Source organism: Exiguobacterium sp. RIT452 (genome assembly GCF_003598705.1).
Classification (GTDB): domain Bacteria; phylum Bacillota; class Bacilli; order Exiguobacteriales; family Exiguobacteriaceae; genus Exiguobacterium_A; species Exiguobacterium_A undae.
Genome location: NZ_QXJB01000002.1, coordinates 244,148 through 270,493 on the forward strand (window position 1 = coordinate 244,148; position 26,346 = coordinate 270,493).

Consider the following 26,346-nt stretch of genomic DNA (forward strand, 5'->3'; position numbering starts at 1 on the left):
GTTATTTAACCTCCATGGCTTTTTTATACAAGGACGCAACGCGTTCCCGGCTACAATGTTCTGCGGTGACGATTGCTTGAATTCTGTCACAGGCTTTGTGGATTTCATCATTCGTGACGACGTAATCATAGGCATCCATCATTTCGATCTCTTCTTTCGCAACGAGCAGACGCTGTTTGATGACTTCTTCTGACTCCGTTCCACGTCCGACAAGGCGGTTACGAAGTTCCTGTAGACTTGGCGGCGCCAAGAACAGAAAAACAGCTTCAGGGAAATGTTCCTTGACCTGCATCGCACCTTGTACTTCAATCTCTAAGATGACATCTTTTCCTTCATCTAAGATTTTGTTGACCCAATCAACGGGTGTTCCATAATAATTCCCTACGAATTCAGCGTATTCCAGCAATTGATTGTTGGCGATCATACCCTCGAATTCTTCACGTGTCTTGAAGAAATAATGGACGCCGTCCACTTCTCCTTCACGCGGTTGGCGTGTCGTACATGACACGGAATAATGTAAATCATTGTCTTCATCTTCGCGTAAGGCACGGCAAACCGTTCCTTTACCAACCCCACTCGGACCAGACAATACAAGTAATAAGCCACGCTCTTTAAAAATCACTTCAGAACCCCTCCATCTAACAAACTTCACATTGTTTCATATTAGCAGTAGAGACGGGAAGTTCGCAAGTGGTCTTTTTCAGCTCGACTGCTTAATCATACCATAACAAGGCGGTTTCTGTTACCTTTAGAAAGTGGAAACGAAATCAAGAAAGAAGGTAATTTCATGGCTTTTGATGGATTAATGACGACACGGGTCGTCCGTGAACTCCAACCGCTCGTTGGCGCACGCATCAATAAGATACATCAACCGTACGCACTCGATTTGATTTTCAGTGTCCGGGCAGATCGAAAAAATGTGACCTTGCTTGCATCGGCCAATGCGATGTATGCCCGTCTGCATCTGACGTCGGAGTCAACCAGTAACCCAAGCGAACCGCCGATGTTTTGTATGATGCTCCGGAAACATCTTGAAGGCGGGTTCATTGAATCGATCGAACAACTCGGGCGCGACCGGGTCATTCTGATGCGCGTCCGCTCGCGGAATGAGCTCGGTGACGAGGAAGCGAAAAAATTATACATCGAACTGATGGGACGTCACTCCAATATTTTATTGACGGATGGTCAAGATAAAATCTTAGACGCCATCAAACATCTCCCGCTCAGTCAAAACACATTCCGGACCATCATGCCGGGTCTGCAGTACCAGTTACCGCCGGAGCAGGACAAAGTCGATCCATTGACCGGCGATATCGAACAAGCGTTGCACCGGATCGACTGGAACGCCGGAAAAATTGATCGTCAATTGTTAGGTCTGTTCAGTGGTTTCTCACCACAAATCACGGCAGAAATCGTTGCCCGGGCGGGACTTGCGAACCGGTCGTCGCTCGCAGAAGCAATCCGGTCCGTTCTTGATGAACTGACGGGACCTTATTATTTACAGCGGCTTGCGAACGGCAAGGAACGGTTCTCTCCCGTCGCCTTGCATCATGGAGACGTCGTCGAAGAAAAAACCTTCTCATCCAGCGGTGATGTACTCGATGCCTTTTTCCATCAAAAATCCAACCGGGACCGGGTCAAACAACAGGCAGCTGATTTGGAACGGTTCATCAAAAGTGAATACGATAAGAATATTCTCAAACGTTCCAAATTGGAGCGCGATCTCGCCGCCACGGAAAAGATGGACGAACTTAAACATAAAGGCGAGCTGTTGACAACCTATCTCTATCAGTTAGAACGCGGCATGAAAGAAGCCACGGTCGTCGACTACTATGACGAGGACGGCAAAGAAATCACGATTGCCCTCGATCCCCGCTTCTCGCCGAATGAGAACGCGCAACGTTACTACAAACGCTACAACAAACTGAAGACCGCTAAAATCGAGGTCGCGAAACAACTCGAGAAAAACCAACTCGAGATTGATTATTTTGAAGGGCTGCTCGCCCAACTTGATGTCGCTTCTCCGGACGATATCCGGGAAATGCGCGAAGAGCTCGTCGAAGAAGGGTATGTCCGGGAGCGCAGTAAAAAGAAAAAGAAACCGCTTGTTCCAAAACTTGAAGCCTATCAATCATCGACAGGCATTCCGTTTTTCGTCGGAAAAAACAATAAACAAAATGATTATGCGACTTTTAAATTCGGACGCCGTTCGGAAACTTGGTTGCATACAAAAGATATTCCCGGTTCACACGTCATCATCCGCAGTGAACAGCCGGACGAAACGACACTGAAGGAAGCCGCCATCGTCGCTGCGTATTATTCGAAAGCCCGCGAGTCGAGTCAAGTCCCGGTCGACTTCACGGAACTCCGTTATGTGAAGAAGCCGAGCGGAGCAAAACCCGGGTTTGTCATCTATACGGATCAAACGACGCTTTATGTCACACCGGACGCCGACCTTGTGCAGTCGCTTCGGACCAGTTAAACACAAAAAAAACGCCGTCCCGCTTAGCCTTTTTCTAAAAAGAGCAAACTGGGACGGCGTTTATTTCATTTTTTCGAGTTGTTCACGATAATCGAGCAGATGACCGTTGATGATGTCTTTGACTTCACTGATTTCTTGATCGAACGTAAACATCGGTTGGTTGCGGTCATGTGAAAAAATCACATCATAATGATGGCTGAGCAGAAAATCGATTTCCTGCCCCAATGCTTTTTCCTGTTCTTCCGACATCGGCAAATCCCGGTGACTGGCGATGCTTTCGAGTAGCAACAGCAACTTATCTTCCAAGTCAACAAGCTGCTTCAGTTGAATGAAGGCCTCGCTTTGACCACTTGCGACCAGAGGATATTTTTGGTCTTCTTGTAACATGATGATCATCTCTTCATGTTTTAAGACCTGTTTTCGAACAGCCAGTAACTTCGAATCATCCTTGACCAGACTGCGCCAATCCTCCATTAATTGTTTCGTCGTCTTTTTAACGAACAGCAACAAACGGTCTTCGTAGTGTGGCGGAAAGACGATATAGTTCACCGCGACGGCCGATAAAACGCCGACGACTGTTAATAACGAACGGGTCAGCGCGTAATGTGCATAATCGGCCGTCGGGCTTTCGAACATCAGCACGATGGCAAATGCCGCAAACGTCGACATGTCCGTCCGTCCGATCATCGAATTAAACACAAGCGATACGATGACGGCGAGCCCAATCGTCAATGGATTGGCGCCGAGCGTCGCGACGACGGCCAATCCACATACTAACCCAAGAATTGTTCCAAAAATCCGATTAAAGACGATTTTAAACGAACGGTGAATTGTCGGTTGCATCGCTACGATTGCCGCAACGGCCCCCATGCCCGAGTAAATTCCAAACACATACCACGAAAAACCGAGGGCAATCGCGACAGCAATTCCGGTTTTGATTGTCCGGAGACCTACACGAAACTGGAGTTTCACTCGAGTGTCACCTGCCCGACTTCACTTTCAACGGTGACTTCCGGTTTTTCCTGTTTCGACAATTCAAATAAGGCGACATCGACCTCTTTTTGTTTCGTGTAGCGGTCGGCCGCTTTAATGTCTCCTTCTGTCGTGACGGCAATCGTCCCGGCGGCTTTGGCCGGTTTCAAACGGATTGCGCCGTCGATTGTCGAGACGTTCAGACTGAGTTTGGCTCCGTATGCAGCTAAGTTAACCGATTCGCCCACTACGTCCGCATGAACGGCATTCATGTTTTCCACCTGGACTTTCCCCCGTCCGGTCAAGGAAATGTCGTCAGCATCGATTTTATTCAAATCCATCGTCCCTGCCGTCATTGAAATCGTTTTGGCGAAGACGCCCATTCCTTTTAACGATTCTGCTTCGACGTCAATTTGATTCATATAACTGGGCAAACCGACTTGAATCGTATAATCACCGGGTTCTTCACTCGGACGATTGCCAAGACGTGCCGCAAATCCATCCCGTCCGGTGACCGTAAGTGTAGTGCCTGACGTACCGATTTTCAGTCGTTTTTGACTCGACGCACTGTCGACCAATTTCAATTGGACGTTTCCATCCGTGCTCCGGACAAAGTTAACCGTCGCGTTCGGGGCGTCCACCTGTAACGTTTTATACCGATTCGTCGTTTTGAACGATTCGCCCCGCGATAAGGAATCCGTCGTCAAAAACAGTGTCACCGTATATAACAGGACAAGGCTCAAGACGACCGATCCATACACGATGACCGGACGGCGGATCGGCTTGCGCGTCCCGATCCGGTCAAATGATGCCGCTACCTTCCGTCGCTTGTCTTTCAGTCGTGTAAACGACGATTGTTTCCGTTTCCGTTCCGTTCTGCTTGTATTCTCATCCATGGGTCTACCTCCATCCAATTCTCTCCCATTATTCCGAATATAGGATTCGTCTGTCAACATTCCTTCTTTATCATACGAAATTGTTCACATATTGCCATCGGGCGGAGGATGGAGCACAACAAAAAACGAACACCTCTTCCTGCTTCATCAGAAAAAGTGTCCGTTTTGATGATCGAAGATCCTTCACATGGAAGGTCTCGCCGTATGTTAGAGTTCGATCGATGCGTCAATTTTTAACGCATGACCCGTCTGCCCTTGGGCTTCGAGATTCGCACAAAATGCCTCGGCGTCCTGTTTGATTAAATCAAACGTATCGTAATGGACCGGAACGACCGCTTTCGCTTGGAGCATGTCTGCTGCAACTAACGCATCCTCAGGTCCCATCGTGTAGTTATCCCCGATCGGCAAGAAGGCGAGATCGATGTCATAATGGGCACCATAAAGCGCCATATCACCGAATAGTGCCGTATCTCCGGCGTGATAGATGACTTTGTCTTCAATCGTCAATAAGAATCCGGCAGGCATCCCCATATAGGTGATCGTCTGCTTTTCTTCATCGATGATGCTCGAAGAATGGAAAGCTTGCGTCATCTTGACCTTACCAAACGGAAATTCAAACTGCCCGCCGAGGTTCATCGGATGGACGTTCAATCCTTTAAAACTGAGATAGGTCGCCAGTTCGTGTGTTGCGACAATCGTCGCTCCCGTCGCTTTCGCAATCGCTTCCGCATCCAACATATGGTCAGCATGCGCGTGTGTCAGCAAAATGAAATCCGCTTTGACGTCTTCCGGTTTTGTCATCGCTTGATCGTTACCGCTGAAAAAAGGATCAATGACGATATGTTGTCCGTTCGTTTCGATTGTGACGGTAGATTGTCCGTGATAAGTCAACTTCATGTGAAATAACCTCCTGAGATTAATGATATCAACAGAAAGATTAGTTCCCTTCTCCCCACGCACATAAACCTTTCATCGCCGGTTGTAACGTGTAAGCGGCGTCTGTCAACCGGTACTCGACATGTAAGACGGCTTCGTCGAATTCAATCCGTTCGACCATTCCGAGCCGTTCAAGTTCCTTTAATTGATCGGTCAAGACTTTACGTGAAATACCCGGAATCGCACGTTGTAACTCTAAAAAACGTTTCGGACCGTCCTCTAACGTGCAATATAATTGTGGACGCCATTTTCCGCCGATGATGGCGAGCGCCCGATTGACTGGAAATTGTTCTGTCGTCATTGTTTCTGTCTCTCCTTCAAGTAGTTACTTCAAAGTGCGTACTATGCAGTCGAGTGTATCGTAAGTTATCGTTGTCGTAAATCAAAATGCAAAGGAGATCGATGTCATGACCTATCCACGTAATTTTTCACACATCGGACTGTCCGTTCCGAATTTAGAACAAGCCATTTCTTTTTACTCAGAGGTGATGGGCTGGTATATCATCATGGAACCATCTGATGTCGTAGAGGATGATTCGCCGATCGGCGTCATGTGCACGGATGTATTCGGAGCAGGCTGGGAGAAATTCCGGATCGCACATATGGCGACGGGTGACCGGGTCGGGATCGAATTATTTGAGTTCCCGAACAATGAACAACCGGAAAACAACTTTGAATTCTGGAAAACAGGTATTTTCCATTACGCGATCCAAGATCCGGACATCGAAGGCATGGTCGAAAAAATCGTCGCGCACGGCGGCAAACAACGGATGCCGATCCGTGAATATTATCCGGGCGAAAAACCATACCGCATGGTGTACTGTGAAGATCCGTTCGGCAATCTCGTTGAACTCTATTCCCACTCGTATGAACTCACGTATTCGGAAGGAGCATATTAATCATGAAAGCATGGCTCAATGAAACGGGAACGACGGTCGAAAACTGGATTTACACGGACATTGATACGCCTACACCGATGACGGGCGAAGCCTTGATTCGTGTTCAAGCGGTCGCCTTGAATCCAGTTGACTATAAAGCGACAAAAAATCCGGCTTGGACCTATCCGCATATCCCGGGTGTTGATTTGACCGGTGTCGTCGAACAACTTGGACCGGATGTGACGGACGTTCATCTCGGAGATCGTGTGGCCATCCATACGAACTTACAAAAAAACGGGGCCTTCGCAGAGTATGTCACCGTTGACGCCCGGGCTTTGGCTAAAATTCCGGAAGCTGTCAGTTTCACCGACGCAGCTGCCATTCTGTGTGCCGGAATGACGGCCTATGAAGCGATTTTCCAAAAGATGAATACGACGGATAAAGAAACGATCCTGATTCATGCCGGTGCCGGCGGTGTGGGTGGTTTTGGGATTCAGCTCGCGAAACGCCTCGGACTGCAGGTCGCGACTACCGCGTCTGCTGACAATCATGACTGGGTCAAACGTTTAGGTGCTGATCTTGCGATTGATTACCGGAACGAAGATGTTACGCAGGTGATCCGCGACTGGACGAACGGACGTGGGGTCGACTTGATCTTGAATACGGTCGGTCGTCAGGAAGCAACCGATGATTTGGACCGTCTTGCATTTTCCGGTCAGTTGGCTTACATCGCCGGAGGTCCCGATCTGTCCGTCGTCACACCGTTCACGTTGTCGCCGTCAATCCACGAAGTCGCACTGGCCGCTGCCTACGCGAGTGAAAATGACCGCGCGATCCGCAATCTGGGTCTGATGGCATCGGAACTGTTACAGCTTGTCGCAAGCAAACAACTCGATCCCCTCGTGACGAAAGTCGTTGCCGGATCGGAGATTGCCGACTACCTTGAATTGTTGTCCCAACGTCACGTCCGTGGAAAAATCATCGCGACGTTCTGATTAAGTATGCTGGATATACAAAAAGCAGATGCCCTTCCTTGGTTCAAGGATGGGCGTCTGCTTTATCGTGCAGTCAGCGGGTCATTGGTATTTTGGACGTTTTGTAATTTGAACCGAACGTCCGACAAGTTTAAACCCGATCGCTTGATAAATCTTATTGGAAGTCGGATTCGACCAATCCGTGTACAGCGAGACCATCGGATAGTTGGTCAACAAATGATCCGACAGACAAGCGACCAAATAAGACGCAATCCCCTGTTTCCGCCATTTTTGAGGAGTAAAGACATATGAAATCGTCACACCGGAAGCAGTTGGCCGACTCGACGAAGCCATCGCAAGCAACTGTCCGCCGTCGAACAGACCAAACAACGTCCCCGCCTCGATATGTTTTCGAATCGTCTGTTCATTTTTCAGCCGGCTTCGCTCCGTCGCGGGCAAGGCCCCCGTCTCTTCGATGAATGCCCAGCCGAACCGAACCGCATCCTCCGTAAACGACGGCTCAATCAAACCGAATCTATACTCAAGCGTAGCAGGCGGAATCACGGTTCGCAACGTATAAATCCCCTGATCCATCTTGATTTGAAAAGGACTGTGCGATGCAAGCAACGGTTCAATGATCGTCTGCTCTCCGATGTATCCCGGACAGTTCAGAATCCGGGATAATTTCCGGATTCCATTGTATGTAAACGCGTCTCCCGCCAAGATGGCTTGCTCTTCAATCGTTTGCAGCACAACGATCGTCCGGTCTCCTTCTCGCGCGATGGCCATTAAAATCGGGACATCTCCTCGCTCCAGGATTCCGAGCGGCAGTTGATGAATATCCGAGCGCTGCTCAAGCAATGGAACGGCAATCTGCTTAAAACTTTCGTAATCACGGTAATGAGTCAACATCTGAAAAACAACTCCTTTTCTCTTTTTTAGTGTATCAAAAAAAGAAGCGGCTGACTCCTCCCTCTCGTTTTTTGACGGAATCGCCTGGAGCAGCATCATCCACGAGACAAAAAAACACTCGTTGTACGCACTGGCAATAAAACAGCGTGCGACAGACGAGTGATTTCTTGTACCATCAATTTTTTTCAGTTGCCGCCATGAACGCCTCACTCCACTTGACCGGATCAACCGCCCAGTCCTGCAGACGGTCCTGTTCTTCGTGGGAAATGTACGTGGTCGCGACCGCCGTTTCCAGCAGTTCAGAAAATGTCAGTAAGGCATCCGCTTGAACACGGGCCGCTTCTAGGTTTTCCATTAATCGTGTCATTCCATACGAAAAAATCGCTTGAATCCGTACGACCGTTGCACCTGCTGCCTCGACCGCTTGTGTCGCTTCAATCGAGGACATGCCGGTCGACAATAAATCCTCAATGACGACGACGCGTTGTCCTGCTTGAATCCGTCCTTCGATTTGATTGCCTTTGCCGTGTGCTTTCGCACTGCCCCGGACATACACCATCGGCAATCCGAGCCGTTCTGCGACCAGTGCCGCATGAGGAATTCCCGCCGTCGCCGTTCCGGCAATCACATCGACCTGAAGCGGTTTGATGCGTTCTGCGAGCAGATCCGCAATCAACGTCCGGACGGCGGGACTCGACAACGTCAATCGGTTGTCGCAATAAATCGGTGAGCGCAGACCACTCGCCCACGTATAGGGTCTGTTTGGTGCAAGTGTCACGGCTTCGATATCGAGTAGCGCTTTTGCGAGTTGATTCATGCTTTGATCCCCTTCCATTGTGTCAGTACCATTTCATACATCTGTTTCGGATCCGCTGCCTGTGTGATGGCACGTCCGATGACGAGATCCGTTGCACCAAATTGCCGTGCATCCGTGACGGTCGCAACCCGCTTCTGGTCATTTGCGTCCGTCCCGGCTGGTCGAATGCCCGGTGTGACCAATTGGAACCCCGTCCGACAAACGGTTTTAAGTGTCGGTGTATCGAGGGCCGAGCAGACGACGCCGTCTAGTCCCGCCTGTTCCGCTTGTTGCGCATAATGCGTCACTACCTGATCCATCGCATGGGGAATCATCAAATCGGTCAACATCGCCTGATCCGTTGACGTCAGTTGGGTGACCGCAATCAAACGGGTCGTCGGGGAGGTTTCCCGCAATCCTGCGAGTGCCGCCCGCATCATCGCCTCTCCACCCGCCGCATGGACATTCGTCAGTTCGACACCCAGTTGACCCAGAATCCGCATTGTACGGCGCGCTGTTTCTGGAATGTCGTGAACCTTCAAATCCAAGAACACGGCATGTCCTTGTTCCGTCAATCGCCGGACAAACGCAGGACCCTCAGCGTAGTACAGTTCCATGCCGACTTTAACCGCCGGACGGTATGGTGCCAGTTGATTCAAAAATTGTTCGACCTCTGCTGCTGATTGAAAATCAAGCGCGATGTAAAGTTGCCCCATATGCTTTCCCCCTGATGTCTAGAATGTGTTCGATTCCTAATTCATCCATCCGTTTCGGCAGAGCTGAAATCAATTCCTGACAGATGAACGGATTAACGAAATTTGCTGTCCCGACCGCTACGGCGGACGCGCCCGCATAAATCATCTCAAGAACATCATCCACTTCCATGACACCGCCCATCCCGATAATCGGAATTTCGACGGCTTGAGCGACGTCGTGAATCATCCGGACGGCCACCGGTTTGATTGCCGGTCCGGACAGACCACCGACGCGATTCGCCAATATGGGTTGCCCTGTCCGGACATCAATGCGCATGCCAACGAGAGTATTGATCATCGTCAGTCCATCCGCCCCTGCTTGTTCAACGGCCTGCGCCATGTCGACAATCGACGTGACGTTGGGCGACAGTTTCACATAAACCGGTTTGTCCGAAACGGCTTTGACCCGTTTCGTCAGCTCCGCTGCCATCCACGGATCCGTCCCGAATTGCATCCCGCCGGATTTAACGTTCGGGCAGGAGATGTTCAGTTCAATCGCTTTAACGACCGGATCTTGACTGATTCGTTTCGTGACGGTCTCATACTCTTCCGGCGTCGAACCGGCAACGTTCGCAATGATTTCCGTATCAAATTGACCAAGGAACGGCAATTTCTGGGCGATGATACCGTCGACGCCCGGATTTTGTAAGCCGATGGCATTGAGCATGCCCATCCCGCTCTCCGCGACGCGTGGTGTCGGATTGCCGTACCGTTCTTCACCGGTCGCCGCCTTGATCATGATGCCGCCTAAGATCGACAAATCGTATAGTTTTGCAAATTCTTCGCCAAATCCAAAACAGCCGGACGCCGGGATGATCGGATTTTTTAATTGGAGACCGGGTAAATTAACCTGTAAACGACTCATAGGATCACCTCTTCCGCCCGGAAAACCGGACCGTCGGAGCAGGTCTTAACGTAGTGTCCATCCGGTGTCGGACAGACACAAGCGAAACAAGCCCCAATGCCGCAACCCATTCGATTTTCAATCGATAAAAATTTATGCGTGATCGGAACGTGTTGAATCGACCGCAACATCGGTTCCGGTCCGCAGGCAAACAACGTGTCAAACCGATTGGGTTCAAGTGCCGCGGTCACAAATCCCTGAACACCGGCTGTCCCGTCGACCGTCGTGACAGTCGTCGGACCAAGCGCTCGGAATTCGTCTTCATAAAACACGCTGTCCGCCGTATCAAATCCAAGAATCGCCTCACAGGAAATCCCCCGTTCCACGAGTTTTCGCATCGTGTAGTAAAGCGGTGGTACGCCGATTCCGCCGCCCACCAGTACAATCCGGGTGTCGGGCGCGACGTGCTGGACCGGAAACCCGTTTCCGAGCGGACCGAGAGCATCAATCTGATCTCCCGGACGTAACTGGGCGAGTTCTTTTGTCCCTTGACCGATTTCCTTAAACAAAAAGGTGATCAAGTCCCCTTCGACGTTGGCGATCGAAATCGGGCGGCGTAACAGGGGACCGACCCGTAAGTGCATGAAACGTCCCGGTTCGATAACCGTTGCGTCAGGCAGACGACAGACTAACTCTGTCGCCCCCTTCGCGATTTGCCGGCGTGTCACGACTGTCAACATATGAATCATCGGGTCACCGCCTTTTTCATGTAGTCGAACGGTTGGATGGCGCTGGCTTCAAAGGATAAACTTTCGATGACACGCAACAAGGCTTCTGCCGTATCCAGTGACGTCAGACAAACGACATTGTTTTCTGCCGCCGCGCGACGAATGATGAAGCCGTCTTTTGTGACTTGGGAGTCACGGCTCATCGTATTGATGACATACTCCACTTCTGCTTTTTCAATGACATCAAGCATCGACCCTTTTTCCGAACCGATTTTTCCGACGACTTGAACACGCAACCCGTTTTCTGCCAGGAAACCGGCGGTGCCGGCCGTCGCAAGAAGTGTAAACCCAAGTGCCGTGAATCGTTTTGCGAGATCCAGCATTTCGTGTTTATCCTGATCCGCGACGGTCATCAAGACGCGACCGTGTTCCGGAATCGCCATTCCGGAGGCGAGTAGTCCTTTGTAAAGTGCTTTCTCGAGTGTCCGGTCGGTTCCGATGACTTCGCCGGTGGATTTCATTTCCGGTCCGAGCGACGGATCCACTTCTTTTAACTTCGCAAACGAGAAGACCGGCACTTTGACGGAGACAAGGGCTTCTTCCGGTAAGACACCACTCGTTAATCCATAAGAAGCAAGCGTCTCTCCTAAAATGACGTTCGTCGCAAGTCGGGCAACCGGTAATCCGGTAACCTTTGAGATGAACGGGACAGTACGACTCGCCCGTGGATTCACTTCCAAGACATACAATTCACCGTCCGCGAACACGAATTGGATGTTGAGCAGTCCTTTAATCCGGAAGGCTTTGGCGATCCGTGTCGTATAATCGACGATCAAATCCTTGATCGCTTGCGGCACCCGTTGCGGAGGATAGACACCAATCGAGTCCCCCGAGTGAACCCCGGCGCGTTCGATATGTTCCATGATCCCCGGTATGACGACATCGTCCCCATCGCAAATCGCATCTACTTCCAGCTCCATCCCGGTCAAATACCGATCGACAAGGACAGGACGTTCCGGCGAGGCGATGACGGCGTGCTTCATATAGTGTTCTAGCTCCTGCTGTCCGTACACGATTTCCATCGCACGTCCACCAAGGACATAGGACGGTCGGACGAGCACTGGATACCCCAGCCCGTTTGCCGCTTCTGTCGCTTCTGCTACCGTAACCGCTGTTTTTCCGGGTGGCTGAGGAATGTTGAGTTGCGTCAGAGCAGCTTCAAACTGTTTCCGGTCTTCTGCCCGGTCTAAGTCTTCCAGTGATGTTCCAAGGATATTGACGCCTTCTGCTTCCAGCGATTCCGCCAGATTGATTGCCGTCTGTCCCCCGAACTGAACGATGACACCAATCGGCTGCTCATTCCGGATGACTTCCAAGACATCTTCCGTCGTCAAGGGTTCAAAATACAGGCGGTCGGAAATCGAGAAGTCCGTTGAGACGGTCTCCGGATTATTGTTGACGATGATCGCTTCATAACCCGCTTCGCGAATCGCTTGAATCGAATGGACGGTCGCATAATCAAACTCAACGCCTTGTCCGATCCGAATCGGTCCGGAACCTAACACGAGGATCGACGGCCGGGTAGTCGGCATCGCTTCATTTTCGACTTCGTACGTCCCGTAATAATACGGTGTGTCCGAAGCAAATTCAGCAGCACATGTATCGACCATCTTATAGACCGGATGCAGTCCGGCATCTTGTCGGACACGCCGGATTTCCGTTTCCGTCTGTCCGGTCAGCCGTGCGAGCATCACATCACTGAAACCGTAGCGTTTGGCATGACGGAGGCGTTCCTCGGTCAATCCGTTCTCGATGATGTCCTGCTCGATCCGGTAAATATGGTGCAGTTTCTCAAGAAAGAGCCGATCGATGTTCGTCCACGCGTATAACTGTTCAACGGAGTAACCGCGCTCGATGCCCGCATATAAAGCAAACAACCGCTCGTCCGTTGCTTTGATGATTTGCTGGTGTAATTCCGCTTCCTCCATGCCGCCAAATCGCGCCATATGGAGATCCGACTGGCCGATTTCCAGAGAACGAACTGCCTTGAGCAACGCTTCTTCCATCGTTCGTCCCATCGCCATGACTTCGCCGGTCGCCTTCATCTGTGTACCGAGTGTCCGGTCCGCTGATTCGAATTTATCGAACGGCCAGCGGGGAATCTTCGCAACGACATAGTCGAGTGCCGGCTCAAAAGAGGCGAAGCTTGTTTCCGTAATCGGGTTTTTTAATTCAGATAAGGCGTAACCCACCGCGATTTTAGCGGCTAATTTTGCAATCGGATAACCGGTTGCCTTAGAGGCCAGCGCCGACGAACGGGAGACCCGCGGGTTGACTTCAATGACGTAATACGTGAAGCTCAACGGATCCAGCGCAAACTGGATGTTACATCCCCCTTCAATGCCGAGTGCCCGGATGATATCGAGTGAGACGTTACGCATCATCTGGTAGTCCCGGTCGGACAACGTTTGTGTTGGTGCAAAGACGATCGAATCGCCGGTGTGAACACCGACCGGATCAAAGTTTTCCATCGCACAGACGATGATCGCTTGGTTCGTCGCGTCCCGCATGACTTCGAATTCGACTTCTTTCATGCCGGCAATCGATTTTTCCAGCAAGACTTGTGTCGCCGGACTGGCCTTCAGTCCTCCTTCGACGATGCGGATGAACTCGTCCATCGTCTCGGCGATGCCTCCGCCTGTTCCACCAAGTGTATAGGCGGGACGGATGATAATCGGGAGACCGATTTTTGCACAGAACTGTTCTGCTTCTTCCACCGTATGGACGATTTCACTTTCCGGCACACCATGTCCGAGTCTAAACATCAGTTTTCTGAACAAATCACGATCTTCCGCTTCCTCAATGGCGGATAATTTTGTCCCGAGCAGTTCGACGCCATATTCTTTCAAGACACCAAGACGGTCGAGTTCGACGGCAAGATTCAGACCCGTTTGTCCGCCGAGCGTAGCAAGTAAGGCATCCGGACGTTCTTTTCGGATGATCCGGGCAACGAATTCTGCTTGGAGGGGTTCGATGTACACCCGGTCCGCAACCGTCGGATCCGTCATGATCGTCGCTGGATTCGAGTTGACGAGTACGACTTCATACCCTTCTTCCTTCAAAGCTTGACAGGCTTGTGTTCCCGCGTAATCAAATTCTGCTGCCTGTCCGATCACGATTGGACCGGAACCGATGACGAGTATCTTCTGAATATCTTGACGTTTAGGCATGAGTGACCTCCTGTTGGTTCGTGATTTCTGTTAAAAACTGATCAAATAAATCGTTGGCATCGGTCGGTCCCGGCGAAGCCTCCGGGTGATATTGAACGGAAAAGACCGGATGTTTAGTATGACGAATTCCTTCCACTGTCCCGTCGTTGATTGCCCGGTGCGTCAACGCGAGGTTCAATCCGGCAAGCGATTGTTCTTCCACGGCATATCCATGATTTTGTGACGTGATACTGACTTGACCGGTTCGGATCTCCTCGACCGGGTGATTCGCACCCCGGTGACCAAACGGTAACTTAAACGTATCTGCGCCATGCGCCAGGGCAATCAACTGATGACCGAGACAAATCCCGAAGATGACGACTTGCCCCGTCAATTCTTGAATCAATGGAATGGCCGTCGGGACGTCTTTCGGGTTCCCGGGACCGTTCGACAACATGACACCGTCCGGTACATAATGGAGGACTTCCTTCGCCGTCACGTCGTACGGTACGACGACGACTTCACATCCACGGCGGACGAGCTCCCGGACGATTCCAAGTTTTGCGCCAAAGTCCACGAGGACGATCCGGGGTCCGGCGCCGGGAATAACGTAAGCCCGTTCCGTCGAGGCCCGTTTCACTTGATCAGTCGCCAGTTGCAACTGCCGAATATGATCGAGCTGTTCCTGCAAGTCGTATGCCCCATCGACCAGTACACCTCGCATGACACCTTTTGAACGAAGATGGCGGGTCAACTGCCGCGTATCGATGCCGGTCAATCCGGGAATGTTGAATTCTGTCATCGCGTCGGCAAGCGAGGTCTGTGACCGGAAGTTCGACGGCGTGTGGCAGATTTCACGGACAATCAGCGCTTTAGCAAGCGGTCGTGTCGTTTCATAGTCGTCCCGATTCATCCCGTAATTTCCGATCAACGGATTCGTTAACACAATCATTTGATCACAATAGGAAGGATCCGATAACATTTCTTGATAACCTGTCATTCCGGTCTGGAAAACGACCTCGCCCATCGTCACCTCGTCTGCTCCAAAAGCTTCTCCCTCAAACACCAAACCATCCTCTAAAATCAACGTCCGTTTAGACATGTGTCATTTCCCCCTTGAATACGATTTCTCCGCCAACGATTGTCAGGACCGGATAGCCAGTCAGATGTTCTCCGCGAAACGGTGTGTTTTTCCCCTTTGAGAAGAACTGCTCCGGTTCGACCGCACGGCTTGTCTGCAGATCCAGCAAAACAAGATCGGCCGGCGCCCCGACTTCGATCCGTCCATACGGCAGTTCAAACAATTCAGCAGGTGCTGCCGACAACCAGTCGATGACCCGCGCAAGCGGCAGGATTCCCGGTTCGACCAGCTTGGTGTAAAGCAACGCGAATGCCGTTTCAAAACCGGTGATGCCAAACGGGGCACGTTCAATGCCGAGTGCTTTTTCGTCTGCCGCATGGGGTGCGTGATCCGTTGCGATACAATCAATCGTCCCGTCCAGCAAGCCTTCGATCAGAGCCTGGCGATCCGCTTCGCTGCGAAGTGGCGGGTTCATCTTGAAATTTGGATCCCGTCCGATGATGTCGTCTTCCGTCAATACTAAATGGTGGGGCGTGACTTCCGCCGTCACCCGGATGCCTGCTCGTTTCGCATCCCGGATCACCCGGACCGATTCTTTTGTCGAGACGTGGCAGACATGATAATGGCAGCCGGTCGCTTCGGCAATCAAGACATCCCGTGCGATGTGAATGCTTTCCGCAAGTGACGGGATGCCTTGTAGTCCTTCCCGTTTGCTGTAAGTGCCTTCGTGGACACACCCCGCCTTGAGCGAATCATCTTCACAATGGGCGACGATGCTTTTATTCAGGGCCGCAGCCCGGGTCATCGCTTCGCGCATGACGGCGGCGCTTTGGACACCGACTCCGTCATCCGTAAAAGCAAAGGCATCGGTCAACTGTTCAAACGCGACGAGTTCCTGCCCTAGCTGATTTTTTGAAATCGCCGCATAAGGGAAAACACGGACAGAGGCCGTTTCCTCAATTTTTTTAAACAGTGCGTCCAGCGTTTCCCGGTCGTCCGGCACCGGACGCGTGTTGGGCATCGGACAGATTGTCGTAAAGCCGCCTGCAGCCGCAGCCGCTGTGCCCGTCGCAATCGTTTCCTTGTGCTCGCCGCCCGGTTCACGTAAGTGGACGTGAATGTCGACGAAGCCCGGCGCTACGAGATAGTCGTTCGCATCAATCACATGGTCCGTTTCCTTCGGTGTCGCATCCAGTTCCGTAAACAGTCCGTTTTCGATTCGGATGCTCGATTGTTGCCGTTCACCGTTTTTATACCACGTTGCATGATCAATTCGAATTGCCATCTTATATCGTCTCCTTTGTTGTCGGCTCATCAAAAGCCCGTTCTAAAATCGCCATCCGTGCAAAAACACCGTTCGTCATCTGGTCAAAAATCCGCGATTGAGGATGTTCCACAAGTTCTTCGGCAATCTCGACACCCCGATTGACCGGTGCCGGGTGAAGGACGATGGCTTCCGGACGAATCCGTGCCATCCGTTCATGCGTCAAACCATACCGTTGATGGTAGACCGTCGCCTCAAACGACTGGTCGTCCAAGTGACGTTCATGTTGCACACGCAATAGCATGATGATGTCACTGCTCGTCAACGCTTCGTCGATTTCTTGATACGCAATGCCTAACGTGTCGTCGAACCATTCACGGGGACCTGATCCGATGACCGTCGCCCCCAATCGTCGCAAGACATGTGCATTGGATCGCGCGACACGGCTGTGTCTAAGGTCTCCGCAGATGACAATCGTTTTCCCGGTGACATTCCCAAACGCTTCATACATCGTCATCAAGTCGAGCAACGACTGTGACGGGTGTTGGCCGCTCCCGTCGCCGGCGTTGATGATCGGAATCCGGAGCTGTTCTTGTAAGCGTTCGTAGTAGCCGGTCTCGCCGTGACGAACGATAAGTGCGTCGACCCCGATCGCTTCCAGCGTCTTACAGGTGTCGAGCAACGTTTCGCCTTTTTGGACGGAGGACGTCGCTGTTTCAAACGGCAGGACGTGCAGTCCGAGGTGATGTTCCGCCATTTCAAATGAACATTTTGTTCGTGTCGAGTGTTCGAAAAATAGGTTGGCGACTGTTTTGGTTACCGTCCTGTGCGGCGGAGCCCCTTGCTTTAACTCTAATCCGCGGGCGATCAACCGTTCAATTTCAACCGTTGATAAGTCATCCAAACTGACGAAATGTGAAATGCGTTGCTGTGTCTGCATCTTATTCTCTCCTTTTGCCCCACAAAAAAGCGCACCTTCTGATGTGAAGGTGCGCTGAAGAAGACAGGGCTGTTCGCCTGCACTTCTGAAGGGCCTCCACTTTATCGTTCTCTCTGGAACGTCTTAAAAGTCGTTAGCTGCTCGTTTCGATTGTAAGGTGTCTTGTTCGCTTTGTTCTGCTTCTACCGGCGTCTTCGGCAGGATCAGATTCAGGAGGATGCCAAGAACCGTTGCCAGTGCCATGCCTTCTAAAGAGAAGTCGCCAACTTTCAGGGCGGCCCCACCGATACCGATGACAAGAATGACGGCCGTGATCGTTAAGTTTCGTTTGTCTGCCAGGTCCACTTTACTTTCAACCAATGTCCGGAGACCGTTGGACGCGATGACACCGAATAACAAGATGCTGATCCCACCCATGACCGGTGTTGGAATCGTTTTGATGAACCCTTCGACATAACCGAGGAAACCAAAGCTGATGGCAAGAACGGCGGCACCACCCAGGACAAACACACTGTAAACCCGCGTAATCGCCATGACACCGTTGTTTTCACCATATGTCGTAACCGGTGGTCCACCGAGCATCGAAGCGACCGTCTTGGCCAACCCGTCTCCGAGGACCGTCCGGTGCATCCCTGGATCAAGAAGCGTCTCGCGCCCGATGATCCGTGATGTCACTTTTTGTTCCCCGATATGTTCCGTCAACGTGACGAGCGTGACCGGGACGATGAGGGCGAGTGCCGCCCAGTTCAACGTAGGTGAGTAGTCGAGAAACGGTACCGTGAAGTCTGGAATCTGGAAGAAACTTGCTTGACGAAGCGAGGTGAAATCCACGATTCCGACAGCTGCTGCGACAAGGTATCCCGTGCCGATCCCAAACAAGATCGGAACCGTGCTCCACATGCCTTTGAAGTACGTCATCGCCAGCAAGGTCACGGCAAGTGTCGTCAAGGCAACGAAGAACAATGTGCCGCTGTATTTGCCATCCGCATCGTTCATCGCCATGTTGACAGCGGTCGGAGCAAGCGATAGACCGATGACCATGATGACCGGTCCGATGACGACAGGCGGCAAGAGTTTCATCAGCCAACCGACACCCGTATAGGTGATGATGAGCGACACCAGTCCGTAGACCAGACCGGCGACCATGCCGCCGACTAAGGCGTCTTCGACGCCCCAGCGTTCACTGACGGCGATGATCGGCACGATATAGGCAAAACTCGAGCCTAAGTATGTTGGGACTTTGAAGCGTGTGACGGCGAGGAAAATCAAGGTGCCGACTCCACTTGCGACGAGAGCGACTGACGTGTTCAATCCCGTTAATAACGGAACGAGGACAGTCGCGCCAAACATCGCGAAGACATGTTGCAGGCTGAGCATCAGCCACTGGAGAGGATGGTTCGGACGTTCTTGTACATCAAGAACTGCTGTGTGTTTTTTCATGAGGATAACTCCCTTTCTGGTCTCTCTGGACCACGTTAAAGGTATTTTGTTTAACGTTTGATGAATACTTGATCGGCGTCATCGACTTCTGACAACGCGACGACGACTTGTTCTTCCCGTGACGTCGGCACGTTCTTGCCGATGAAGTCCGGTCGGATCGGCAGTTCGCGGTGTCCCCGGTCCACCAGGACGGCGAGCTGGATCATGCTCGGACGTCCATGGTCGACGAGTGCGTCCATCGCGGCACGGACAGTCCGCCCGGTGTAGAGGACATCATCGACGAGGACGATGATTTTTCCAGTTACGGTCTCCGGCATGTCCGTGCCCTTGATTTCCGGTTCCAGGCTTTTCTTCGATAAATCGTCCCGGTACATCGAGATATCAACGACACCGAGTAAAACCGGCTTCCCTTCAATCTGTTCAATCCGGCGGGCTAAACGACGGGCTAACGTTTCGCCCCGTGTCTTGATCCCGACGATCATCAGTTGATCGATCCCTTTGTTACGTTCGATGATTTCATGCGCAATACGTGTCAACGCGCGACCGATTGCTGCTTCATCTAAAATGACGGATGGTTTCATGATTGGCTCCTTTCTACAAAAAAACCTCCTGCGTAAAGTCGCAGGAGGTTGTTGAAGACAAAACGTGTCGGTAGCAGACAGCTACACGTGTATACACAAATTAAGTGTCTCCCTTTCGAAGCCTCTCCGGACTCGTTTAAAGGTGTGCTATAGGTAGGATCGTCAACGCGGACGACCGATTGTGAGGCAGATGTCTCGCATCGCTCTCTAGGTGATACTCTACCGTTTTATCAGAAAAACGTCAAGACTCTAATTCGAGTTTTTTCAACTGACTGATTTCAAATGTCATCTCTTCCGGCAAATCGGCTTCAAAACGCAACGTCTCGCCAGTGCGTGGGTGCGTGAATCCGAGAACCGCGGCATGGAGTGCTTGACCGTTCATTTTCATCGTTTTCCGCGGTCCGTATTTCGGATCTCCGGCAAGCGGGAAGCCGATGTAACGCATGTGGACACGGATTTGGTGCGTCCGTCCTGTCTCGAGCTTACACTCGACGACGGTAAATCCTTCGTAACGCTCAAGTACACGGAAATGTGTCACCGCTGCTTTTGAATTCTTGTCGGTCACGGTCATTCGTTGGCGGTCATTTTTGTCGCGTCCGACCGGCGCTTCGATTGTTCCGAGTTCATGCGGAATTTCACCATGGACCAGGGCAATATACAACCGTTCAGTCGTTTTGTCTTTTAATTGTTGCGCCAAGGATTCATGAGCCAAATCATTTTTAGCGACCATCAGGAGACCTGATGTATCTTTGTCGATTCGGTGGACGATCCCGGGACGTTTCACACCATTGATGCCGGAAAGATCCTGGCAGTGGTACAACAAGGCGTTGACCAATGTACCCGATACATGACCGGCGGCCGGGTGGACGACCATCCCTTTTGGTTTGTTGATGACGATGACATCACTGTCTTCATACACGACATCCAGTGGAATATTCTCGGGTAATACTTCAAGTTCGACCGCTTCAGGAATCCGGACGAGAATGTTTTCTGTTCCGGACATCTTATAGTTCGGTTTCACGATGCGTCCGTCGACTTCGACATGACCGGCTTTTAGCCAATCCTGGACTTGTGAACGCGACCAGTCTTGTTGTTCCGCCAACCATTTATCGATTCGACCGGTTGCACCATTGGCTTTTACAGCCCATTCATTCTGTTCATTCATTAATCAATCGTTCCCTTCTTAGTCAAACGCTCTTCAAACATGACGCTGATCAGCATCAAAATCACCCCAAACGTCAAACAGACGTCTGCGATATTGAATATCGGGAAGTTGTAACCAAACGGATAAAAATGGAAAAAGTCAACGACTTCTCCGCGCGCCATCCGGTCGATAAAATTCCCGATCGCCCCGCCCAGTAATAAGGCAATGCTCCAAGCAAATACTTTGTTTTTTGTGCCTTCTTTATACAGAAAATAAATCAATCCGATGACGACGACAACGGTAATCACGAAGAAAAAGCCAAATTTCCCTTCTAACATGCCCCATGCCGCACCACGATTTCGGTAGGAATTCAAATAAAAGAAATTCGGAATGATCTCAATCGCCTGACCGATCGTCATTTGTTGTACGACGATCCATTTCGTCAATTGATCCACGCCGACGAGTACAGCAGCAATCGCTAAGTAAAGCCACATTCTTTTTTCCTCCACATCCAAAAATAATGAGGGACCGCTACGAAGTCGCCGCAGCTGCCCCTCCCTGACCATTATAAAGAATTGACGACCTCAGTACAACGTGGGCAAAGTGTCGGATGAGCCGGATCTTGACCAAGTTCGGTCGAATAGGTCCAGCATCGTTCACATTTTTCACCGTCTGCTTTGAGAACCGTGACTCCTGTCGTTTCGTATGTCTTCTCAGCCGAATCAACGAAAACAATCTGTGAGACTTGCAACAACTGTTCGAGGTGATCAATCGTCCCAAGCAACGCCTTTGTCTCGTCATTTGGCGCAAGCTCGAGCTTGGCTTCAAGTGTTTTCCCGACAAGCTTCTCCGCACGTGCTTCTTCGAGTGCTTTTAGGACGTCATCGCGGAAAACGAGGAAGCTGTTCCATTTCGCAATCAACGCCAGACCTTCTTCCGTCACTTCCGGTGTTTCCGGAAGATCCGTCAAGAAGATGCTTTTCGTTTCGACACCCGGAACGAATTCCCATGCTTCGTCTGCCGTATGCGGCAAGACCGGTGCCATTAATTGTAACAACGTCACGACCGTGTCATACATGACTGTCTGAACGGCACGACGCGCCGGTGCATCTTCTTTTTCGATGTAGAGGATGTCCTTCGTGTAATCCAGATAGAACGAAGACAAGTCCAAGACACAGAAGTTATGCAACAGTTGATATACTGCCATGAAGTCGTAGGCATCATAAGCCGCCTTCACTTTGCCGACAAGTTGGTCAAGCTTCGTCCGCATGAAGCGGTCGGACTCTGGTAAGTCCTCAAAGGCAACACGGTGTGTCGTGTGATCAAATTGATCGAGGTTTCCGAGTAAGAAGCGGACCGTATTCCGGATTTTCCGGTACGATTCCGATACTTGCTTGAAGTTGTCCATCGAAGCGCGAACATCTGACTGATAATCAACGGAAGCGACCCACAGACGGAGAATTTCAGCTCCGAACTGTTGCATGATCTGGATTGGTGCAATCGTATTTCCGATTGATTTCGACATCTTCCGTCCTTGTCCGTCCAGAACAAATCCGTGACTGACGACCGCTTTATACGGTGCTTTCCCCGTCGTTGCGACGGCTGTCGAAAGGGATGAGTTGAACCAACCGCGGTATTGATCCGATCCTTCCAGATAAAGATCCGCTGGACGCTCGAGCTCCGGACGTGCTTCTAACACACCCGCATGCGAGGAACCGGAGTCAAACCAGACATCCATGATGTCCGTTTCTTTTTTGAAGACACCATTCGGGCTTGCCGGATGCGTGAAGCCTTCCGGAAGCAGATCAACCGCTTCGCGCTCGTACCAGACGTTTGATCCGTGTTCAGCGAACAGATTCGCGATATGGTCAATCGTTTCCGGTGTGACGATTTCCGTGCCATCTTCCGCATAGAAAATCGGCAGTGGTACACCCCACGCCCGTTGACGGGAAATGACCCAGTCTCCACGGTCTTTAAACATGTTGTGCAGGCGGGTTTCGCCCCACTCCGGTACCCACTGGACACCTTTGATCTCATCCAGGATTTCGGTACGGAAATCTTTGATCGAAGCAAACCACTGTGGTGTTGCCCGGAAGATGACCGGTTTTTTCGTACGCCAATCGTGTGGATACGAGTGTTTGATGAACGACAATTTCAACAAGGCGCCGGCTTCTTCTAAAGCAATTCCGATTTCTTTGTTTGCATCTTCATAGAACATGCCTTCAAAACCGGGTGCTTCTGCCGTCATGACACCTTTATCATCGACAGGGCAAAGGATATCGAGTCCGTAGGCTTGACCGATTCTAAAGTCGTCTTCCCCGTGTCCTGGAGCCGTATGGACGACACCTGTTGCTTCCGCTGTGACGTGATCCCCAAGCATGACGAGTGATTCACGGTCATACAGTGGATGTTTCGCTTTGATGTATTCAAAGTCCGCGCCGTTGAAGACACGACCTACCGTCGCTTCTTCCCAACCTAATGCTTCGATGACTTCCGGTACGAGTGTCTCGGCAACGATGTAGCCTTTGCCTTGGTATTCGATGCGTGCATATGTCAACTCACCGCTGACAGAAATCCCGAGGTTCGCTGGAATCGTCCATGGTGTCGTCGTCCAGATGACGAAATGATCCGTCGGCTCCAAGATGTTTTTCCCGTCCATGACTTGGAACGCGACGTAAATGGCAGCCGATCGTTTGTCTTGATACTCAATTTCCGCTTCCGCGAGAGCCGACTCTGAAGAAGGTGACCAGTAAACCGGTTTTTTCCCTTTATAGATGTATCCTTTGTTCGCCATGTCACCAAACAGACGGATTTGTGCCGCCTCGAACTCCGGTTGCAACGTGATATACGGATTGTCATAATCACCTAACACACCAAGTCGTTTAAACTGCTCTCGCTGATGATCGACTTGCTCGAGCGCATATTTCGCACAGAGCTTCCGGAATTCAGCAACCGACATCGACTTGCGGTCGACACCTGCTTTTTGTAAAGCCGTTTCGATCGGCAGACCATGCGTGTCCCAACCCGGTACGTACGGTGAACGGAATCCGTTCATCGATTTGTAACGGACGACGATATCTTTTAGGACTTTATTTAAGCCGTGCCCCATGTGGATGTCACCGTTCGCATAGGGAGGACCGTCATGTAAGATAAACGTCGGTTTCCCCGCATTTTTTTCTTGGACTGCTTCATAGAGATTCATCTCGTTCCAGCGTGCCTGCATGTCCGGCTCACGTTTTGGTAAGTTTCCTCGCATCAGAAATTCCGTTTTCATCATCAATAATGTATCTTTGTATTCCATCTGGCATTCCCTCACTTGTCTGTATTTTTAAGTACAAAAAAAAGCCAAGCTCATCCCCTGATAGGGACGAGTTTGACTTGAACTCGCGGTACCACCCTACTAGCAATCCTTACGAACGGATTACCACTTAAGAGCCCGATAACGAGGGCGAAACGACGGAACTTACTGCATTTGTTCAGTCCCGTACTCAAAGGGGATATTTTTTTTCATTCACTGGTCGGGCTCACACCGTTTCCCGATTCGCTGACAGTATCCTGATAAAAAACGTGTCCTTCTCACTGCTTTACTTTATATGACATCGTCGTCATTATACGCAACTGCCGGAATCTCGTCAAGCGCACCTCGCGTCGAACTATCAAACGCATCCCAGTCGTGACTTGTCAATAATTCCATCTGGGCATCAATCAACACTTTGAACCGGTTTCGGTACAACTCGATTTTTTTACGCATCTGTTCGACTTCAAAGTCCGTCCGTTGGGCGCGGCGTTGCGCTGCATCTTGTAACTGCTCCGCTTCCCGTTCAGCTTGTTTGACGATCAGGCTCGCTTCTTTCGTCGCGTTGGCCTTCACTTCTTCTGCCGCTTCTTGAGCGACGATGATCGATTTGTTTAATGTTTCTTCCATCGAACTGAAGTAATCGACACGAGACTGCATGTTTTGAATGACTTCTTGTTGTTGACGGTTTTCCCGAAGCAACAATTCAAAATCCTTGATGACTTGATCAAGAAATTCATTGACCTCATCTTCGTCATACCCGCGAAACTTCCGTGTGAATTCCTTATTGTGAATATCAAGTGGCGTCAATGGCATAATGAATCCTCCTCAGTTTGTTTGTTAACCTTTTAACAGACCGTATTGCAGTTTGATCCGATCCCGCTTTGTTGAACCGAGTACGGCAATCAACTTGACACGACCTGTTCCGCGAAGGGACAGTAAATCCCCTTCATCTAACAGAAAACTTGGATCTTCCACGATTTTGTAATTGACTTTACTTTCACCTTGCTTAATCAAGCTTTGCGCTTTTTGTCTCGAAAAACCAAGAATCTCACTGACTACGGTATCGAACCGCAGGGAACTGACAAAACCTAACTCTTCTTGCCATTCCTGCTCTTTGATTTTCAATTGTTCTTCCGAATCCACGACGGACAAACGGATTTTCGTCTTGCCTGCCCGATCGACATTCGCTTCGATATACGAGGCAACTTCTTTCGCGACAGCAAATTGCACTGTCTGGTCCTGAATCACCACATCGCCGAATTTTCCGCGTTTCAGCCCAATATTCAACAACGTGCCGGTCACCTGTCGATGCGACAGTTCAACGAATTTTGTAGGATAATGAATACGATAAATGGCAATATCAAAGTCGTCTGCATCGAGATCATAATAATCAGGTGCAATCAATGCACGCTGTCGTTCTGCGCCTTCGAAACCGCCCTCAAAAAAGAGGGCGCATTTCGTACCGACGAGTTCCCGTGTGATTTGCTGTTCACGTGGATCCAGAAAATCAGTTAGCTTAAACGTGTAGGTCGCTTCGACATGGTCGATCCAGTTTAAGACAAGATCGACAAACTCCCGCTCATGTCCGCGATAATGATCATAAACACTCATTACAGGAAGATAGCCCGGATTCCTGCCTGCGCCAAGTTAAGCACAAGAAAGGCAACGATTGGTGAAATGTCAAGCATACCTCCGATGGGCGGGATAATCCGTCGGAACGGTGCAAGAAACGGTTCGACTAACATCGCTAAGACCTGACCGAATCTGGATTCCCGTGCATTCGGGAACCAAGAAAGTAAAATGTAGACGATCATAACGTAGCTGTAATATTGAAGTAATGTGCCAAGTGTACGCCCGATTGCATACATGACTTGTGAATCCATGTTTACCACCCCTTATGGTTGATATCATCTTCGCCGAGCAGATTGGAAATACTTCCTGCTAGCTCGACGTTGTTCGGAACACAGAGGAGTGTATTTTGACTAATCGTCGTAATCGTCCCGTCCAGAGCAAACACGACACCGGATAGGAAATTGATCATCTGACGTGACTGATCTTTAGACATCCGTTGCATGTTCACGATGACGGCACGATTTTGACGAAGGTGTTCGCCAATCTCTTGCGCTTCGTTGAACACACGTGGTTCACTCAAAATCACTTGTGATTTTGCCTTTTTAGTATGAATCGGTACGATGTTCGATTGTCTCACAGGGTCC

Annotated in this window: 26 protein-coding genes and 1 other annotated feature; of the genes, 3 read left to right on the forward strand and 23 right to left on the reverse strand. The window is 50.6% G+C overall.

Translation table 11 applies throughout. The features are described from left to right. Position 1 precedes the first annotated feature (1 nt). Positions 2 to 619, reverse strand: a complete 618-nt coding sequence (gmk, locus tag D3D03_RS06755; RefSeq protein ID WP_174544509.1) for a guanylate kinase — start codon at positions 617 to 619, stop codon at positions 2 to 4. A 168-nt stretch (positions 620 to 787) separates the two neighbouring features. On the opposite strand from gmk, the gene D3D03_RS06760 reads away from it, so the two are divergent. Further along, positions 788 to 2,482, forward strand: a complete 1,695-nt coding sequence (locus tag D3D03_RS06760; RefSeq protein WP_026832587.1) for an Rqc2 family fibronectin-binding protein — start codon at positions 788 to 790, stop codon at positions 2,480 to 2,482. Positions 2,483 to 2,542: 60 nt separating this feature from the next. Here D3D03_RS06760 and D3D03_RS06765 read toward each other — a convergent pair whose 3' ends face one another. From D3D03_RS06765 to D3D03_RS06780, 4 genes are all read right to left on the reverse strand, one after another. After that, entirely contained in the window at positions 2,543 to 3,454 is a 912-nt protein-coding gene (locus tag D3D03_RS06765; RefSeq protein WP_026832586.1) for an FUSC family protein, read from the reverse strand. Beyond that, entirely contained in the window at positions 3,451 to 4,350 is a 900-nt protein-coding gene (locus D3D03_RS06770; protein ID WP_119923202.1) for a DUF4097 family beta strand repeat-containing protein, read from the reverse strand. Before D3D03_RS06770 ends, D3D03_RS06765 begins: the two co-directional genes overlap by 4 nt. Positions 4,351 to 4,557: 207 nt before the next feature. Beyond that, positions 4,558 to 5,247 carry a metal-dependent hydrolase gene (locus D3D03_RS06775; RefSeq protein WP_026832584.1) on the reverse strand — a complete coding sequence of 230 codons (690 nt, stop codon included), beginning with the start codon at positions 5,245 to 5,247 and terminating at the stop codon, positions 4,558 to 4,560. 40 nt (positions 5,248 to 5,287) lie between these two features. Continuing rightward, on the reverse strand, positions 5,288 to 5,587 hold the full coding sequence (locus tag D3D03_RS06780; protein ID WP_026832583.1) for a winged helix-turn-helix transcriptional regulator: 300 nt from the start codon (positions 5,585 to 5,587) through the stop codon (positions 5,288 to 5,290). A gap of 106 nt (positions 5,588 to 5,693) precedes the next feature. On the opposite strand from D3D03_RS06780, the gene D3D03_RS06785 reads away from it, so the two are divergent. Further along, positions 5,694 to 6,185, forward strand: a complete 492-nt coding sequence (locus tag D3D03_RS06785) for a lactoylglutathione lyase family protein (protein WP_026832582.1) — start codon at positions 5,694 to 5,696, stop codon at positions 6,183 to 6,185. A gap of 2 nt (positions 6,186 to 6,187) precedes the next feature. Next, entirely contained in the window at positions 6,188 to 7,159 is a 972-nt protein-coding gene (locus D3D03_RS06790) for a zinc-binding dehydrogenase (RefSeq protein ID WP_026832581.1), read from the forward strand. 81 nt (positions 7,160 to 7,240) lie between these two features. On the opposite strand, the gene D3D03_RS06795 is transcribed toward D3D03_RS06790, so the two are convergent. From D3D03_RS06795 to D3D03_RS06880, 18 genes are all read right to left on the reverse strand, one after another. Continuing rightward, a complete protein-coding gene (locus tag D3D03_RS06795; RefSeq protein WP_119923203.1) occupies positions 7,241 to 8,050 on the reverse strand; it encodes a GNAT family N-acetyltransferase in 810 nt (269 codons plus the stop codon). Positions 8,051 to 8,225: 175 nt separating this feature from the next. Beyond that, positions 8,226 to 8,867 (reverse strand): orotate phosphoribosyltransferase, encoded by a 642-nt coding sequence (gene pyrE, locus D3D03_RS06800; protein WP_119923204.1) that lies wholly within the window; start codon positions 8,865 to 8,867, stop codon positions 8,226 to 8,228. Beyond that, the gene (gene pyrF / locus D3D03_RS06805; protein WP_119923205.1) at positions 8,864 to 9,562 is read right to left on the reverse strand and encodes an orotidine-5'-phosphate decarboxylase; all 699 of its coding nucleotides are present in this window, start codon (positions 9,560 to 9,562) and stop codon (positions 8,864 to 8,866) included. Before pyrF ends, pyrE begins: the two co-directional genes overlap by 4 nt. After that, positions 9,537 to 10,466, reverse strand: coding sequence for a dihydroorotate dehydrogenase (locus D3D03_RS06810; RefSeq protein ID WP_119923206.1), 930 nt, complete (start codon positions 10,464 to 10,466; stop codon positions 9,537 to 9,539). Before D3D03_RS06810 ends, pyrF begins: the two co-directional genes overlap by 26 nt. Next, positions 10,463 to 11,194 carry a dihydroorotate dehydrogenase electron transfer subunit gene (locus D3D03_RS06815; protein ID WP_026832576.1) on the reverse strand — a complete coding sequence of 244 codons (732 nt, stop codon included), beginning with the start codon at positions 11,192 to 11,194 and terminating at the stop codon, positions 10,463 to 10,465. Before D3D03_RS06815 ends, D3D03_RS06810 begins: the two co-directional genes overlap by 4 nt. Then, positions 11,191 to 14,403 (reverse strand): carbamoyl-phosphate synthase large subunit, encoded by a 3,213-nt coding sequence (gene carB, locus D3D03_RS06820; RefSeq protein ID WP_119923207.1) that lies wholly within the window; start codon positions 14,401 to 14,403, stop codon positions 11,191 to 11,193. The genes D3D03_RS06815 and carB overlap by 4 nt, the downstream gene beginning before the upstream one ends. Continuing rightward, the gene (locus tag D3D03_RS06825) at positions 14,396 to 15,484 is read right to left on the reverse strand and encodes a carbamoyl phosphate synthase small subunit (RefSeq protein ID WP_119923208.1); all 1,089 of its coding nucleotides are present in this window, start codon (positions 15,482 to 15,484) and stop codon (positions 14,396 to 14,398) included. Before D3D03_RS06825 ends, carB begins: the two co-directional genes overlap by 8 nt. Continuing rightward, positions 15,477 to 16,748, reverse strand: a complete 1,272-nt coding sequence (locus tag D3D03_RS06830) for a dihydroorotase (protein WP_028105985.1) — start codon at positions 16,746 to 16,748, stop codon at positions 15,477 to 15,479. The genes D3D03_RS06825 and D3D03_RS06830 overlap by 8 nt, the downstream gene beginning before the upstream one ends. Position 16,749: 1 nt before the next feature. Then, positions 16,750 to 17,649: an aspartate carbamoyltransferase catalytic subunit gene (locus D3D03_RS06835; RefSeq protein WP_026832572.1), complete on the reverse strand. Its 900-nt coding sequence runs from the start codon at positions 17,647 to 17,649 to the stop codon at positions 16,750 to 16,752. A gap of 141 nt (positions 17,650 to 17,790) precedes the next feature. Continuing rightward, entirely contained in the window at positions 17,791 to 19,107 is a 1,317-nt protein-coding gene (locus D3D03_RS06840; RefSeq protein ID WP_026832571.1) for a uracil-xanthine permease family protein, read from the reverse strand. Positions 19,108 to 19,157: 50 nt separating this feature from the next. Further along, a complete protein-coding gene (gene pyrR, locus D3D03_RS06845; protein WP_026832570.1) occupies positions 19,158 to 19,688 on the reverse strand; it encodes a bifunctional pyr operon transcriptional regulator/uracil phosphoribosyltransferase PyrR in 531 nt (176 codons plus the stop codon). Positions 19,689 to 19,929: 241 nt separating this feature from the next. Then, a complete protein-coding gene (locus D3D03_RS06850) occupies positions 19,930 to 20,853 on the reverse strand; it encodes an RluA family pseudouridine synthase (RefSeq protein ID WP_026832569.1) in 924 nt (307 codons plus the stop codon). Beyond that, positions 20,853 to 21,326: a signal peptidase II gene (gene lspA / locus D3D03_RS06855; protein WP_026832568.1), complete on the reverse strand. Its 474-nt coding sequence runs from the start codon at positions 21,324 to 21,326 to the stop codon at positions 20,853 to 20,855. Before lspA ends, D3D03_RS06850 begins: the two co-directional genes overlap by 1 nt. Before the next feature lie 71 nt (positions 21,327 to 21,397). Further along, positions 21,398 to 24,133 carry an isoleucine--tRNA ligase gene (gene ileS / locus D3D03_RS06860; RefSeq protein WP_026832567.1) on the reverse strand — a complete coding sequence of 912 codons (2,736 nt, stop codon included), beginning with the start codon at positions 24,131 to 24,133 and terminating at the stop codon, positions 21,398 to 21,400. A gap of 59 nt (positions 24,134 to 24,192) precedes the next feature. After that, positions 24,193 to 24,421 (reverse strand) — a binding site (T-box leader). Continuing rightward, positions 24,422 to 24,943, reverse strand: coding sequence for a DivIVA domain-containing protein (locus tag D3D03_RS06865; RefSeq protein WP_026827944.1), 522 nt, complete (start codon positions 24,941 to 24,943; stop codon positions 24,422 to 24,424). A 24-nt stretch (positions 24,944 to 24,967) separates the two neighbouring features. Further along, positions 24,968 to 25,741, reverse strand: coding sequence for a YlmH family RNA-binding protein (locus tag D3D03_RS06870; RefSeq protein WP_119923209.1), 774 nt, complete (start codon positions 25,739 to 25,741; stop codon positions 24,968 to 24,970). Next, complete coding sequence (locus tag D3D03_RS06875) at positions 25,741 to 26,013, reverse strand: YggT family protein (RefSeq protein ID WP_028105981.1); 273 nt, start codon at positions 26,011 to 26,013, stop codon at positions 25,741 to 25,743. Before D3D03_RS06875 ends, D3D03_RS06870 begins: the two co-directional genes overlap by 1 nt. A 2-nt stretch (positions 26,014 to 26,015) precedes the next feature. After that, positions 26,016 to 26,339, reverse strand: a complete 324-nt coding sequence (locus D3D03_RS06880; RefSeq protein WP_233550664.1) for a cell division protein SepF — start codon at positions 26,337 to 26,339, stop codon at positions 26,016 to 26,018. Positions 26,340 to 26,346 lie beyond the last annotated feature (7 nt).

Excerpts from the sequence above, each read along its gene's own strand:
- D3D03_RS06780 (WP_026832583.1), bottom strand. The coding sequence starts at position 5,587 with ATGACGACAGAACAATTTCCAGTCAATCGGGCGCTCGCCATCATCGGC.
- D3D03_RS06815 (WP_026832576.1), bottom strand. The coding sequence starts at position 11,194 with ATGATTCATATGTTGACAGTCGTGACACGCCGGCAAATCGCGAAGGGG.
- D3D03_RS06875 (WP_028105981.1), bottom strand. The coding sequence starts at position 26,013 with ATGGATTCACAAGTCATGTATGCAATCGGGCGTACACTTGGCACATTA.
- D3D03_RS06850 (WP_026832569.1), bottom strand. The coding sequence starts at position 20,853 with ATGAATGAACAGAATGAATGGGCTGTAAAAGCCAATGGTGCAACCGGT.
- pyrR (WP_026832570.1), bottom strand. The coding sequence starts at position 19,688 with ATGAAACCATCCGTCATTTTAGATGAAGCAGCAATCGGTCGCGCGTTG.
- D3D03_RS06810 (WP_119923206.1), bottom strand. The coding sequence starts at position 10,466 with ATGAGTCGTTTACAGGTTAATTTACCCGGTCTCCAATTAAAAAATCCG.
- pyrE (WP_119923204.1), bottom strand. The coding sequence starts at position 8,867 with ATGAATCAACTCGCAAAAGCGCTACTCGATATCGAAGCCGTGACACTT.
- D3D03_RS06840 (WP_026832571.1), bottom strand. The coding sequence starts at position 19,107 with ATGAAAAAACACACAGCAGTTCTTGATGTACAAGAACGTCCGAACCAT.
- D3D03_RS06785 (WP_026832582.1), top strand. The coding sequence starts at position 5,694 with ATGACCTATCCACGTAATTTTTCACACATCGGACTGTCCGTTCCGAAT.
- ileS (WP_026832567.1), bottom strand. The coding sequence starts at position 24,133 with ATGGAATACAAAGATACATTATTGATGATGAAAACGGAATTTCTGATG.
- D3D03_RS06870 (WP_119923209.1), bottom strand. The coding sequence starts at position 25,741 with ATGAGTGTTTATGATCATTATCGCGGACATGAGCGGGAGTTTGTCGAT.
- D3D03_RS06830 (WP_028105985.1), bottom strand. The coding sequence starts at position 16,748 with ATGGCAATTCGAATTGATCATGCAACGTGGTATAAAAACGGTGAACGG.
- D3D03_RS06825 (WP_119923208.1), bottom strand. The coding sequence starts at position 15,484 with ATGTCTAAACGGACGTTGATTTTAGAGGATGGTTTGGTGTTTGAGGGA.
- D3D03_RS06760 (WP_026832587.1), top strand. The coding sequence starts at position 788 with ATGGCTTTTGATGGATTAATGACGACACGGGTCGTCCGTGAACTCCAA.
- D3D03_RS06790 (WP_026832581.1), top strand. The coding sequence starts at position 6,188 with ATGAAAGCATGGCTCAATGAAACGGGAACGACGGTCGAAAACTGGATT.
- lspA (WP_026832568.1), bottom strand. The coding sequence starts at position 21,326 with ATGTGGCTTTACTTAGCGATTGCTGCTGTACTCGTCGGCGTGGATCAA.
- carB (WP_119923207.1), bottom strand. The coding sequence starts at position 14,403 with ATGCCTAAACGTCAAGATATTCAGAAGATACTCGTCATCGGTTCCGGT.
- D3D03_RS06795 (WP_119923203.1), bottom strand. The coding sequence starts at position 8,050 with ATGTTGACTCATTACCGTGATTACGAAAGTTTTAAGCAGATTGCCGTT.
- pyrF (WP_119923205.1), bottom strand. The coding sequence starts at position 9,562 with ATGGGGCAACTTTACATCGCGCTTGATTTTCAATCAGCAGCAGAGGTC.
- D3D03_RS06775 (WP_026832584.1), bottom strand. The coding sequence starts at position 5,247 with ATGAAGTTGACTTATCACGGACAATCTACCGTCACAATCGAAACGAAC.
- D3D03_RS06770 (WP_119923202.1), bottom strand. The coding sequence starts at position 4,350 with ATGGATGAGAATACAAGCAGAACGGAACGGAAACGGAAACAATCGTCG.
- D3D03_RS06865 (WP_026827944.1), bottom strand. The coding sequence starts at position 24,943 with ATGCCATTGACGCCACTTGATATTCACAATAAGGAATTCACACGGAAG.